The sequence below is a fragment of the Paenibacillus sp. P46E genome, from assembly GCF_001909095.1.
Taxonomy (GTDB): Bacteria; Bacillota; Bacilli; order Paenibacillales; family Paenibacillaceae; genus Paenibacillus_AQ; species Paenibacillus_AQ helianthi.
The window spans coordinates 121289-134755 of record NZ_LVYZ01000044.1 but is presented as its reverse complement, the minus strand read 5'-3'; the positions used below and the strand labels follow the sequence as shown (position 1 = coordinate 134755).

Annotated in this window: 14 protein-coding genes; 12 read left to right on the top strand and 2 right to left on the bottom strand. The window is 46.1% G+C overall.

From position 1 onward, the window contains the following. Nucleotides 1–138 precede the first annotated feature (138 nt). The 5 genes from A3849_RS16430 (at nt 139) to A3849_RS16410 (ending at nt 4010) form a co-directional block, all read left to right on the top strand. A complete protein-coding gene (locus A3849_RS16430) occupies nt 139–750 on the top strand; it encodes a DUF2441 domain-containing protein (RefSeq protein ID WP_074112387.1) in 612 nt (203 codons plus the stop codon). A 72-nt stretch (nt 751–822) separates the two neighbouring features. After that, entirely contained in the window at nt 823–1335 is a 513-nt protein-coding gene (locus A3849_RS16425; RefSeq protein WP_074112386.1) for a hypothetical protein, read from the top strand. Between the two features lie 319 nt (nt 1336–1654). Then, complete coding sequence (locus A3849_RS16420) at nt 1655–2323, top strand: Type 1 glutamine amidotransferase-like domain-containing protein (protein WP_074112385.1); 669 nt, start codon at nt 1655–1657, stop codon at nt 2321–2323. Between the two features lie 135 nt (nt 2324–2458). Then, nucleotides 2459–3451: a phosphotransferase enzyme family protein gene (locus A3849_RS16415; protein ID WP_074112384.1), complete on the top strand. Its 993-nt coding sequence runs from the start codon at nt 2459–2461 to the stop codon at nt 3449–3451. Nucleotides 3452–3659: 208 nt separating this feature from the next. Beyond that, nucleotides 3660–4010 (top strand): hypothetical protein, encoded by a 351-nt coding sequence (locus A3849_RS16410; RefSeq protein WP_074112383.1) that lies wholly within the window; start codon nt 3660–3662, stop codon nt 4008–4010. 418 nt (nt 4011–4428) lie between these two features. On the opposite strand, the gene A3849_RS16405 is transcribed toward A3849_RS16410, so the two are convergent. Beyond that, nucleotides 4429–4812 (bottom strand): hypothetical protein, encoded by a 384-nt coding sequence (locus A3849_RS16405; RefSeq protein ID WP_074112382.1) that lies wholly within the window; start codon nt 4810–4812, stop codon nt 4429–4431. Between the two features lie 514 nt (nt 4813–5326). Between A3849_RS16405 and A3849_RS16400 the strand changes: the two genes are divergently transcribed. The 5 genes from A3849_RS16400 (at nt 5327) to A3849_RS16380 (ending at nt 9143) form a co-directional block, all read left to right on the top strand. Beyond that, nucleotides 5327–5776 (top strand): DUF1569 domain-containing protein, encoded by a 450-nt coding sequence (locus tag A3849_RS16400; protein WP_074112381.1) that lies wholly within the window; start codon nt 5327–5329, stop codon nt 5774–5776. Nucleotides 5777–6072: 296 nt separating this feature from the next. Beyond that, a complete protein-coding gene (locus tag A3849_RS16395) occupies nt 6073–6576 on the top strand; it encodes a sigma-70 family RNA polymerase sigma factor (RefSeq protein ID WP_074112380.1) in 504 nt (167 codons plus the stop codon). After that, nucleotides 6569–7762 (top strand): anti-sigma factor, encoded by a 1194-nt coding sequence (locus A3849_RS16390; RefSeq protein ID WP_074112379.1) that lies wholly within the window; start codon nt 6569–6571, stop codon nt 7760–7762. Before A3849_RS16395 ends, A3849_RS16390 begins: the two co-directional genes overlap by 8 nt. 126 nt (nt 7763–7888) lie before the next feature. Then, a complete protein-coding gene (locus tag A3849_RS16385; protein ID WP_074112378.1) occupies nt 7889–8395 on the top strand; it encodes a metallophosphoesterase family protein in 507 nt (168 codons plus the stop codon). A 34-nt stretch (nt 8396–8429) separates the two neighbouring features. Next, complete coding sequence (locus tag A3849_RS16380) at nt 8430–9143, top strand: HAD family hydrolase (protein ID WP_074112377.1); 714 nt, start codon at nt 8430–8432, stop codon at nt 9141–9143. A gap of 193 nt (nt 9144–9336) precedes the next feature. Here the strand turns inward: A3849_RS16380 and A3849_RS16375 are convergent, their stop codons facing one another. Further along, nucleotides 9337–10449, bottom strand: a complete 1113-nt coding sequence (locus A3849_RS16375; RefSeq protein WP_074112376.1) for an FAD:protein FMN transferase — start codon at nt 10447–10449, stop codon at nt 9337–9339. A 249-nt stretch (nt 10450–10698) separates the two neighbouring features. Here A3849_RS16375 and A3849_RS16370 point away from each other — a divergent pair, with 249 nt between their 5' ends. Together A3849_RS16370 and A3849_RS16365 are read left to right on the top strand one after the other, a co-directional pair. After that, nucleotides 10699–11271, top strand: coding sequence for a TetR/AcrR family transcriptional regulator (locus A3849_RS16370; protein WP_074112375.1), 573 nt, complete (start codon nt 10699–10701; stop codon nt 11269–11271). A gap of 102 nt (nt 11272–11373) precedes the next feature. Next, entirely contained in the window at nt 11374–13467 is a 2094-nt protein-coding gene (locus tag A3849_RS16365; protein WP_074112374.1) for a YhgE/Pip domain-containing protein, read from the top strand.

The window sequence follows — 13467 nt, the reverse complement described above, 5'->3', positions numbered from 1 at the left end:
AATGCAGGGGAGCCGGAGGGCTCCCTTTTTGCTGTTATGCTGTGGGATAGACTGACCGCAAGGCACACGAACAGGCAGGATAATGCTGGTAAATGCCGAATTTACCTATGTTAACTATGGTGAATAGGGGGGGAGTCCATGCAAGGAAGCGAGTTGTATGTTTATCACATTGTCACTAGGAAAAGGATGGACCTTGGGCAGATCATTAGCTTTGATAAAAATCAAAAAAACACCTTATATCACTTCTTTTTTGAGAAGGAACAGATGAATTCTAAAGGTGAAGATATGATTCAAATTTTGCATGGTCATTATACAAATGACGGCTTAAAGATGGATAAAGAGAATGCAGATGTAGCGATCAGATATATGGGGCAGACAATCAGGGCTATTAGAGAAGCCATATGTGAGATGGTTAGATTGCAGGAATATCCTGAATATCCTTCACGCTTGTCTTGCTTATATGCTGCGAAGAGCTATGAAGACGCTCAGAAATGGAAAGAACTATTCGATGCTTACCATCGAAAAGTTCTGCAGATCGTTAAACTTCGGGTCATTGGGAATATTTTTGAAGGTGACGGCAATCTTCTACCAAAGGAAGATGCAATTCCTTTTTCCCAAAAAATCGAACAAGCCAGAGAATATTGGAAAGGCAATATACATAACAAACTTCCTGAGCTATTGATCAACGGACAAATCGAAGTAGTAGAAATTATTGATGAATTCTCTGCTTTATTTCAGCAGAACGGTTAAAAAACCATTGAGCTTGTAGTCATAAAAGAGAACGTGTTGGTACGCTATAAAAAACTTACTAGGAGCTGAAAGATGAGCGAATTTAGCGCAAGTTATCATTTACAGACAAGCGATCAGCAAAAAGCCGTTGAATTAATTAGAGCTTCAAACAATAAAGGATTTGTTTTCCCTGAGTCTAATGGTTGGGTGACTTTTATTGTTAAGGGACCGGCATTTGGTATCCGGAAAGCGATTGTATCGCTAAATCCAGGCTTATTAGTTCATTACTCATATATGGAAGATCACGGATGGGCACTATCATTTTTTGAGAAGGATACAATGATATCTACATATAAGTGCGATTGGACTGAGGAACTAATTATTGAGAAAGATGAGTTTGATATAGTTCTACTTAAAGAACTAATTATTAAGCAAGGTAATTCAATTGAAGACTTGGAAAAAGCTTTAGATTTAGCGGAATATGTTGGTGAAGAGCCTCCAGCTTATTTTATCGCAAATAAACTAGGATTAAGCTATTTTGAATGGCTGTCCGCAGACAACATCGGCGATGGCTCATATTATAAAAACTTAGTAATTGTAGATTAATCGAGAAAGGGAAGACTAAAACCCCAAAGGTTCGGGAAGGTCCTACTTCCAAACGGGAAACGATAGCTCAACAACCAGATCTATAGCGTAAAGACAGAAGGCTGCCGGCAGATCGGTAGCCTTTTAAGCTAACGAGCAGTTTAGCGTGGAAATATATTTCACATGTTTAAATTCCATGTTATGGTAATGCGAAGTAATATTTGTGAAAAGTATACAAGAGATGCAAGCGAAATGGCTGAAGAACCGTTCATCTTTCTAGCGTGTATAATTCTCGTTAAGATTGGATGAAAGTAAATAATACATATGGAGGTAATTAAGTTTGAGTACTCATTACTATTTCAGTTGGTTTAATCATTTTCTTCCAGAGAAGCTGGTCCATTGTTTGCATGAAGATATACAAGACAGAAAATCGCTTGTTATGATTAGTGCTGATCTATCAGGTCATACAGATGAGCAAATTATCATTGATGATGTCTCTGAATATACATGGTTAAATCAGGCTAACATTTTTTTTGATGAATATCATTTCATTGATTACCGCATGCAGAAGGAAGATGCTCAGCGAATTATTCAGGGCGCTTCTGTCATTTTTTTATGCGGTGGAGATCCTGTTTTGCAAAATGATTTTTTGGCAGATTATGAATTATCGGATGTGATTAAGAACAGCAGTGCCGTTGTAATGGGTGCCAGCGCTGGTGCGTTAAACATGGCTGCAGAATGGTTATGCTTGAAAATCACTGGCAATGAAGTGGAAACTAGTACTATTTATGATGGTATTGGCTTTGATCATTTTGCCTATGAATCTCATGCTAAGCGCGACTACGCTACGTTTGTTGAAGGCTACCTGTTCCCCTTGTCTGAAGAGATCGATGTTTATGCGGCAGAACAGGAGAGTGCAATGCGTGTAAAGGACGGCAAAATAGAAATAATGGGTCCTGTATATTTAATTTCCCACTCCAAGATTCAGAAATTGGTTAAGACGCTCTAATTAGGCTTACACCGAATCACCTCAGGTTTTTAATATCCCCAGGATTTATTGTGGGTACCGGTCAGTAAAAGCGATGTATCAGTAATGGGTTAGAATTATAGTATTCCATCTAAATTCAATCACCAAGGAGAAATCATGGACCCAAAAATAAAACTGATGTTCCTGGATGAACATGCTGCTGAAGGTGCTGAGCGCTTCGGGATCAGTCCCAAAGATCTGACTTTCATCGGAGGCTTTCAAAACTTTATTTATTCCTATAATCGCGATGAATCAAAATATATTCTCCGTTTTACTCCGAGCACCCTTCGCACGTCGGAAGGACTTGCAGCTGAAATAGAATGGATTCGTTATCTTTCGGATAATGGTTTGTCGGTATCAGACCCGGTTGTATCGGTTAATGGAAAGGATTTTGAACATATCGAAGGGAATGTGGTAGATTTTTACGCAACCTCTTTCAACTATGCACCTGGCAGAAAAATCGGATATCCAGAATGCCTGGGTAATTCAATACTTTATGAACAATGTGGTCGCATAACAGGCCGTCTTCATGAACTGACCAAGCTGCATAAACCTGTATCCACAAGGCACACTTGGGAATTTAATGATTACCTCTTACGAGCGAAAGATTATTTACCGGCAGAGCTTCAACCCATTATTATTCATGCTCTTGATGAACTTAAAGCAAATCTGGCTGGTCTGCCTGTGACATCTGATCATTTTGGTTTAATTCACGGAGATATCAATGTAGGTAATTTCACGGTCAATGAATCAGGGCAAATAACGCTCTTCGACTTCGACGAGTGTCAGTACAGTTGGTATGTCGAGGATATTGCTATCCAGCTCTATTACTTGCTGTATGTATTCGGGGAAGATTCGAAGTCTGAACGTAAGGCGCAATACGAACTTTTCATTAAACATTTCGAGCTAGGCTACACTGAGGATGGCCGACAAATGCCTGACGGCTGGAAAAATCAGATGAAGCTTTTTCTTAAACTACGTGAAATTATCGTAGTCGTCGGTATGTACCGGAGTTGGGACCTAACTCAACCCGATGATTGGACCCACGATTTCTTGCAAGATAGTAGAATGCGCATTACAAAAGGGATTTCGTTGATCGATGAGTTCTAGAACTCCTAAACTAAATGAGTACATGTAAAATATGGATATATTTATTGGATATTGACTGGACATGATTTTCCTTCAAAAGAGGGGGGAGGAATGATGGAAGTGAAACAATGCGATGATTCGGATGTTTTTAAAACCGACCCAGGATGTCATGAAGAAAGAAACGTTACGTGAAATACCATTAAAAACAAGGGAATGAGGGATAAGCTCAATGACGTTACAAAACTTATTTAACGAAAAACCAACTAAATTGTGGAATGAAAGAATGACAGAAGATGGAGATGAGCTTTTTACGAAAGAGAGATTACTAATGTCTGATAAAGTCCTGGATAAATTTTTAAACCAATTAATATTAGTTCAAGAAACTAAACATCCTGAGAGTATTATGAAGGCTGTGGAAGAAGCTGTAGTTACGTTTAATGAAATGAATGAGGATAATGGCTATTTTATTGAAACAATGGAGCGTGAAGAATTGGCTGATTTTATTGACAAGGCAGCTAGGCTAGCCGGATTAGAAATTGAGGAGGATCAAGATATTACAGAAGAATGGAGGGAGTGGTAGTTTGTTGATTAGTACGTCCCGGGCTCAATTCAGTCCGGCAGGGATACAAATAGAGCAAAGCCTTGCGGGACACAACTGACCTACGCCAGGCGACGTGAATACAGAAACGCTACATCTTCATATATCGTTGGATGCCTACAAGGAATCCATTCATAAAGAAGAAATGGTTTCAAAAGAATGAGTATGGTCCCTTTTTTATACCTGCAGCAGGTTCTATATACAAAGTAAATATTCTAGAAATGCCTTAGATCTCATGAGAGAATTTGATTAATTAAACTATAAGTTACTTCGCCCTTTCGACAATTACGACAATCACAAGTATCTACTACTCGATGGCTTAGAGCTAACTGAAAACGATAGAAAAAGCGGTTTCTTGCGGGAACCGCTTTTGTTTTTCTTTACTAATTGGGCAGTTTAGTCATTTAAAAGGACGGCGAATTACTTTAATAATGCGTACCCCTTTACTAATCAGTCTTTGTGCTTGAGCCACATTTATTCTAACGAGCACTGCTACGTCGGTAGAGTTCTCAACGTCGAATACTGAAAAGATCTGCCCATTGGCGAACAGTACTCCTTTAAGCTCAACTTCTTTTCCACGGGTTGGTCTTGGAACAGTATTTTGAATTTTGCAACGCATTACACCCGCACGTATTAGACGGCGTGCTTGTTCAGTAGTCGTTCTAACTGCGAAAATCGGGTCTATTTCTACCCCTGTCGTTTTCGCTTCAATTTCAGATATTAGGAAAAATTTACTTCCTATTTGTGCAATACAATTGGAACCTATGGTAACCGGATTTGCCATAGTTTATCACCCCCTCGAACCATGGTATGAATAGAAGGAGAGTTAAGAAACGGCGAAGTTCTTAGCCGAGTAGCTTTCTTATGTAAAAAAGTTGAATGAACTGTGCCATAGATTATAAATAGATATTATTCCACTAACAATAGCGTCGCTTGACATACGGGATCTTACGTCCCAACGAGCCTCAATCATGGTCATGACAAGTAGGGGTGAACACTATAGCGCTTGGGATCAAGTCCCACAGGCAGGTACGTTCGACCAGGCTACCTTAATCCTCTATGCAAATAAAAAAAGGATCAACCAGTGAAAGCTGGCTGACCCATAATACGAGCGGGCGGTTTGGCGAAATTTTCCAACACGTGGAAGCGTTTTGCAAAATATTGATATTAACCGAGGAGACGGACTGTAAAAAAAATGAGCAATCCCGAAGAAACCGAGTATGCGAATATTTGGTAAAATTAACTTGGTAACTGTCAAGCCATACAATCTTCAGCCATTAAATTAAAGGGAGTCTGTTATGAAGAACATCTTTAATCAAACGGACACAGTGGAGATCTTGAACCGAATAGACAAATTGAGTCCAAATTTACGCCCTCAATGGGGTACGATGGATGTCGCCCAAATGCTAGCTCATTGCTCATCGTTCCACGACATTGCAATGGGAAATGCCTTTCCCCCAAGAGGTTGGTTAGGCGTATTAATTGGAACGTTTGTGAAACCCATTTTTTTTAATGACAAGCCGCTTGCCCGCAACATGTCCACTATTCCTACAATTTTGATTGTAGAAGAAAAAGAATTTGAAACAGAAAAAGAAAAACTAAAACAAAAAATTATAACATTCCAGAATAATGGCCCGGAAAAATGCACGTCTCATCCACATCCTTTTTTTGGGAAACTGACTTCTGAGCAATGGGGAAAAGGATTATATAAGCACCTAGACCATCACTTAAATCAGTTTGGTGTTTAGTCACTAACTGAAGTATAAAGGTCTACCAAGAGAGCAACCCTTTGCTAAGTGAGACATGTTAATTCAATAAAACAGCGGCAGTCAGGGGCTAGTTTCCAGTCCAAGACTGCCGCTGTTTTTTATTAGAAGCCAGTCTAATCCTATCCGTATTATCCGAGCCCGACAGTTTAGACATCTGCATAGGATCAACAACTTCGGTCATCACCTCGTTAGTCTTTAGGATGATTTTTCCTGAAATGGAGGCGAAGGTGTAACTTTCGGCGAATTTATACGTGGATGGGGTAAGGGGGGAGGGAATGGAGCCGAATTCGCTAGATGAGCTGTATCAGATCTATGTTCAGGATATATACATCTATTTGCGCTCCCTTTGCCATGATCATCACCTTGCCGAGGATCTGATGCAGGAGACCTTTTACCGTGCCTATCTGTACCTGGAGAACTGCCCGGAAGACAAGATGAAGCCCTGGCTGTTCCGTGTTGCCTACAATGCTTTTGTGGATGATACGCGTAAAGCGAAGAGGAGCATCATTACAGAGGCGGATTATTTCAACAAGCTGGCTCACCCGGATACTACGGAGGAAACGCTGCTTCGTCAGGAACGTTTGGAGGAGGTAGCATTGTCTGTAGACCAGCTTCCGGAGAGGCAGCGTCATGCGCTTTTGCTGCATGAAGTGCATGGAATGTCTTATCTTGAAGCGGCAGAGATCATGGCGATCGGACTGTCCCAATACAAAATACTCGTATTCCGCGCCAGACAAACGCTGCGTGAAGTGGAGTGGAGGAGGAACGGCGATGAGTGAGGAGTTCAAGGAGAAGCTGCGGAAATATAGTGAAGGCAAGCTGCCGGAAGCAGAACGCAAAGAAATGGAGCAGGAGCTGGAGAAGCTGGAGGCATACCAGGTCTATCTGGAGGAGCAGATGGAGCATGAGGATCAGCCACCGGGGTGGCGAAAAGAAACCCTTTCCCCTCAGTCGGCTCCGCCGCCAGGCAAGGCCAAAAAAATAATCCGCCGGGGTAAATGGAAGGCGCGGATTGTAAATACGTTTACCGTGATCGCGGCACTTCTGGCTTTTATGATCATCAGTACCATAATTACTACACTGTTCTATAGCACAGGTGACCGGACAGACATCTACCGTGATGTTGTGTCCTCCGCCATAGCCGTCTCCCGGCCCAATACGATAGTAAATCTAAGCGCAAACGTCAAGACCCTTTTTAGAATGGAGTTAACTGGAAGGCTGCAGAAGCAAATCGGCGGGGAGCAGGTGGATGCCGGGGAATATACACAGAATTATCTTTTCGGGTTGTCCGGTCCAGGTATGATGAATTGGACGGATATGAGGAACGCCGGGAATTATTATTTCTATTACCCGGATAAGGCAGCGGGCTCCGGTGGGGGAGTGGATGACCGTGCAGAGTGGACGAAGCTGCAAAAGCTTCCCGAAGGCACAGTGGCCGAAGCCTACTTGTCATTCGATCAATTGTTCACAACAGATACGCTGCTGAAAAAGCTTGAACCGCTGAATCTGCTGCCTGTGTGGTTTGCCGCCGATATCGGACCAGAGTCGTCCGGAAGCACGGTTGACACTGCTCCACTCGGGTTCCCTTACATGCCCATGTGGCATGAGTCTGATGCGAAGGTTCTGCAGGAATCCAAGGAAAAGACAGGCTGGTTCAGCAGCGTGAGCTCCAGAAGTATAGCGTATCCGTCCGTTGAATCCTACGGGGATGGCAAACTGCGGGACGAAAACTTCATCAAGACGCTGCAGCTTCTGCAGCAGCATAAAACACTAGCCCGTAATGCTGCCCCATTCCTCCAATTGGACGGAGCGCTCAGCTATTTGCAGAAGCACGGAGTTCAGCTCTATGGAGCTGTTGTCACCGGACCGGTAAAGGAACTGCTGAAGCTGAAAGAAGAACCCTGGGTCAGCCATATCCGGATTGGGGAAGTGCGGCTGTGGAACTGGCGGGACCGGGGGAAATGAACAGGTGATATAAGTCGGCTCAGCGCTTTGTGATGACCTCCCCTGTAACTGCTGCACTTGCTTCTCATCCCTGCAGATCGTACAATTATCTGAAAATTAGTTTTCGCAGATTAGGAGTTGAAGTAGATGAAGGTAGGAGTAGTATCGGATACGCATCTCTCAAGCAGAGCCAAAGGGCTGCCATCCGTGCTTATGGAGGAATTCAGTAAGGTGGATATCATTCTCCATCTGGGCGATTGGGTGTCGCTGGAGATTTATGATCTTCTGGCAGAGCTGGCCCCAGTGGAGGGGATTGCCGGCAATAACGACGGAGGAGAGGTTATCAAGCGGTTCGGGGAGCGCAAGATCGTTACGCTTGAAGGCAAGCGGATCGGAATGATTCATGGACATGCACCCTATTCGCGCAAGGGAACCGACGGCAATGCACTGCTTGCTTTTGAAGGCGAGCAGGTGGACTGCATTCTCTTCGGCCATTCGCACCAGCCGCTGCTGCGGCAGGAGGGCGATATTCTGCTGTTCAATCCCGGCTCTCCTACGGACAAGCGGCGGGAGAAACAATACTCTTTTGGTTTGATTGATATTGAAGAAGGCAAGATCAGCGCACGCCATATTTTCTACGATTCCAAGGAGTAAGTACATTTGTGAAAAGAAAGTTAGGAGCGTTAACGTGGATAACAGCAATGGGAAGCTAGCCATATTTTTTGATCTGGATGATACACTGTACGACCATCTGGTGCCTTTCCGGGAAGCGGTGCGCGAGGTGCTGCAGCCGGACGAGACCCGTTTGATCTATGCGGATCTCTTCTACAAGGTTAGGCATCACAGTGATTTGCTCTGGCCGAAGTATCTGCGGGGCGAGCTTGCATTAGAAGAAACACGGGTGCGGCGGCTGGAGCTGGCTTTTGCGGAATATGGCATAGAACTGGAACGCGAACAGGCAGTGAAGATACAGGCAGCCTATATCGGCCGACAGTACAGTATTAAGATGATTGAGGGCGCGGCTGAGCAGCTTCAGCGGTTCATCTCCCTCGGCCACAAAGTAGGCATCATTACGAACGGTCCGCAGGACCATCAGATGAGCAAGCTGCGCGGACTCGGCGTAGACAAGCTGATCCCTGAGAATATGATCTTTATCTCGGATGCGGTTGGACTGGCCAAGCCGGACCCGGCAATCTTTGCCCATGTGAACCAGGTAACAGGGACAACGGCCGAGCATTCACTCTACGTAGGAGATACGTGGGATAATGATGTGGTTGGTTCGCTTGCGGCAGGCTGGAAGGTATGCTGGTATAATCCCCGCGGCCGCCAGCCGGGAACGGAGCATAAGCCAAGCCATATTTTCACCAGTTACCGGGAATTCAGCGAGCTTCCATTGATTTGAATCCCCATCCTTATCCTATACGCAGCAAAAAGAAAGCGGCGGAGCCCAGGCTCTGCCGCTTTTGCTATTATCTGCTGATTCTGATAACAGGTGATATTTAAAAATATAAGGATTTATATGTTTCACGCTACAAATCATCCTTCTATTTCTCGCTGAAACGGTACCGTCCTTTTAAAGGACGGCGTAGCCGTTTCTACTTGTTGGCAAAAGTGTACGTGGGATCAGTCAGCTGCAATCGATCCCGCAGTCCCGAGGTCGCGTAAATCTTGTTGTCGTCCGTGATGAAGAAGGCATCGATTTTTTCCGGCAGCGATTCAAGATATTTCATACCGTCCTCCAGACCCATGAGAAACACCCCGGTGGACAAGGCATCCGCATCCGTGGCATTGGGGCTCATAATCGTAATGCTTTTCAGCCCGTTCTGGGATGGGAAGCCGGTACGCGGATCAAGAATGTGATGATAACGCACCCCATCCTGCATGAAGAAACGTTCGTATACACCAGAAGCGTCGATGACTTCGTTAGAAATCTTAATGGTTCCCAGCTGCGTACCCCGGCTCTGGTCAGGGTCCTGCAGACCAATGTTCCATGGAGTACCGTTAGGCTTGTTGCCCAGGGCAATAATACTGCTGCCCCCAAGGTTGATCATCGCGCTGTCCAGACCCTGCTTTTTCAAATATTCTGCAATCCGGTCGGCGGCATACCCTTTGCCGATCCCGCCCATATCCAGCACCATGCCTTCTTTGGCCAGTTTAACCGTCTTCGCGGCATCGTCCACAATTACATCTTTATAGTTGGTCAAGGCTTTGGCTTTGTCGATATCCGCCTGAGGTGGAACCGATTCTCCGCCGCTGCCGATATTCCAGAGATCTACAAGCGGACCGATGGTCGGATCGAACAGCCCGTTCATTTTTTCGGCATATTTCAATGACTGCTTGACAATATCCAGCGTTTCATCGGAGACAACAACGGCTTCTTTGCCAGCAGCTTTATTCACGGCATATAGTTCTCCACCTTCTTTAGTCCGGCTGAACTCTTTATCCATGCGCTCCAGCATTTGCTGAATGTCATCCATATTTTTCTGTTCTGCCTTGTCGCCGAACACCTTGATATTCACGACGGTATCATAAATATAAAACGTCTGCTCCAGGGATTTCGTTCCCCCATCCGTAGCAACCTTAGCACCGCCGGAGGTTTCTTCGGGACTGCTGTTCTTGTCCTTATTATTGCCGCAGGCTGAGACAGCAAGAGCCATGACAATGACGAGAGTGAGTAGGACAAGTGCCGATTTTTTGTTCTTAAACATATTCCACCATCCATAAAGTTAGTTTCTTGATCACATCTTTTTTATCATACCCCAGATATGGAGGCAATGGATACTTATTTCATAACATTTTGGGCATAAGAAATAGATGAGATTCATACACCAGATGGAATTTAATTAAAATTGTTGTCATTTGGGCGCAGACATGTTAAATTGTTTTATGACCGACTGACCAAAATGAAAATTTAGTCAAAATTAGGCTGATTCATTAGAAGGAAAGGAGCTTGAACCATGTCTATCGACCGCAAAGCATTAATCCTGCAGGCGGCGACAAAGTCCTTTGTGCAGTTTGGCTATAAAGCCACGACCATGGATCAAGTGTCCAAGATCGCCAATGTAGGTAAGGGTACGATTTATACCTTTTTCAAAACCAAGGAAGAACTGTTCGAAGAAATTCTGGACAAGGCGTCCCAGGAGCTGACCTCGGTCATGAACCGTTTGGCTTCGGAAGATCACACATTTACTCAGAAGCTGCTGAATCTCCTCGATTCCATTCTGGAATTCCGCTCCGACCATGAGCTGTTCGTCAAGCTGGCGCAGGAGGTGCGCGATATCGGTACCGTCCAGGCACTCGAAGGGGTTAAACGGATGGAGGAATATGCACTCGATTTTCTGCGGCAACAGATTGAGCGTGCGATCCAGCGGGAAGAAGTGAAGCCGTGTGATCCAAGTGTGGCCGCGTTTATGATCCTGCGTTTATATCTGGCTTTGACTACTGAATGGAACAAAGGGCATGAGCCTCTGGACAAAAACCGGATTAAGGAACACATGATTTTGTTTATTTCGAAGGGCATTCTCGTGTAGTAACCAAGCCACCCGGCCTGCAAAGGCTATTTTTTTCCGATAATAATGATTGATTGTGAAAATTTTCATAAACTTACAAACAAGAGAAAGAAGGTGCCGGCCATGAAAGCTATTACTGTATTTCTGAAGGATTTAAAAATCCTGGTGACGAAGCCAATGCTTGCGCTCACTTTGCTGGGTGTTGCGGCATTGCCGATGCTGTATAGCGGCTTTTTGGTAGATGCTTCATGGGACCCCTATGGCAATACGGGCAAGCTGCCTGTGGCCGTGGTCAACCAGGATAAGGGAGCTGTCTACGAGGGTAAGACCATGGACGTGGGCAAGGATTTTGTCGATGAGCTGAAGGATAATAGTGATTTCAAGTGGGATTTCGTTGATGCGGCCGAAGCGGAGGATGGCATGGCCCATAACCGCTATTATATGACGATTACTATTCCTGCTAGCTTCTCGGAAAATGCGACTACCTTAACCGAGGATCATCCGGTCCAGGCAGAGATTGTGTTCGAGCCGAACAGTGATTATAACTTTGTGGCTGGCCAAATCGGCATCAGCGCGATGAGTAAACTGAAGTCGAAGCTGTCTACCCAGATTACGGCGGCGTATACCCGAAGCATGTTCGAGCAGGTAGACACGATCTCTGAAGGCCTTGGGAATGCCGGCGGCGGTGCAACCGAGCTTAAGGACGGAGCAGGGAAGCTCACTAACGGGCTGACCACGCTTAAGACCAACCTGAACAAGCTTGCCACAGGCACTTCTGAGCTGCAAAGCGGACTGAAGCTGCTGTATAACGGGGCGGGTAGTCTGAATCAGGGCTCAGGCACGTTGACTACAGGGACGACGGACCTTGCTAGCGGCTTAAGCCAGCTGGCCAAGGCCCAGCAGCAGCTGCAGGATGGTGCTGTGAAGTCACAGAACGGCGCGGTGCAGTTAAAAAAGGGATTGCTGGCTTCGCAGACTGGCAGCAGCCAGCTCAAGGAGGGGCTGACTGCATCCGAAGCGGCCAGCAGCCAGCTTGCTGCCGGTGCAGCTCAGGTCGCCAAGGGGCTGGAGCAGATGATGGCCGCTACGCCCGGCCTGCAGGAGAGTGAGCAATTCCAGCAGCTACTGGCCGCAAGCCGGCAGGTTGCCGCGGGCAGTGAGCAGCTGCACACCGGGCAGGCACAACTGCTCGCCGGCAGCACGCAGCTGGACCGGGGACAGCAGCAATTGGCCCAGGGCGCCACACAGCTCAGTGATGGCGGTGCTCAGCTGGCCGCAGGAATGCAGGCCTTCGGCAAGAAGCTGGATGAGGCTAGTAGGGGCGGAAGCAAGCTGGCTGCCGGGGCAACGGCACTCAACAAAGGCGCACTGCAGCTGAAGCAAGGATTAACCAAGCTGTCTGGAGGTGTGGACGGTCTCTCGGAAGGCGCCGTCAAGCTGAATGATGGAGCGGGCGAACTGAAGGACGGTGCAGGCAAGCTGGCCAGCGGCAGCAGTGAGCTGGCGCAGAAGCTGAACGATGCTGCAGCGGATACCTCCAGTGTGAAATCCGGGGATAACACCGTGAATATGTTTGCTGAACCGGTGAAGCTGACAGAGAAGACCGGTCACAAGCTGGATCACTACGGACTGGGAATCGCTCCGTATTTCTTATCGCTAGCCCTGTTTGTGGGAGCGCTCGTGTTCACCACTGTGTTCTCGCTGCGGGACTCGAATGTGCCGGGAGCTTCTCCGATGGGCAGATTCGTCAGCCGGACGCTCACCTTCGTAATGGTTAGTATTCTCCAATCGGTTCTTGCCGATATAATCCTGCTATATGGTCTGAAGCTGGAAGTTCAGAGCGTTCCCCTCTTCTTCCTGTTCTCGCTGATTGTCAGCTTCACCTTCACCATGATTGTTCAGGCCTTGGTTACCTGGCTGGATAATCCGGGGCGCTTCCTGGCAATTGTCCTGATGATCTTCCAATTAACCTCAAGTGCAGGCACCTTCCCTCTGGAGCTGCTGCCCAACTGGATGCAGAAGGTCAATCCTTGGCTCCCCATGACGCATAGCATCGTCGGTTACAAGGCGATTGTCGGCACCGGTGACTACGCGCTGATGGGACAGCAAATCATGTATTTGCTTATCTATGCCGTAATTTTCCTAGTGCTTACATTCCTGTACTTTGCCCGTGAGACCAAGCGTACAACAGCTGCTCCGAAAGAGCTGACAGCTTAA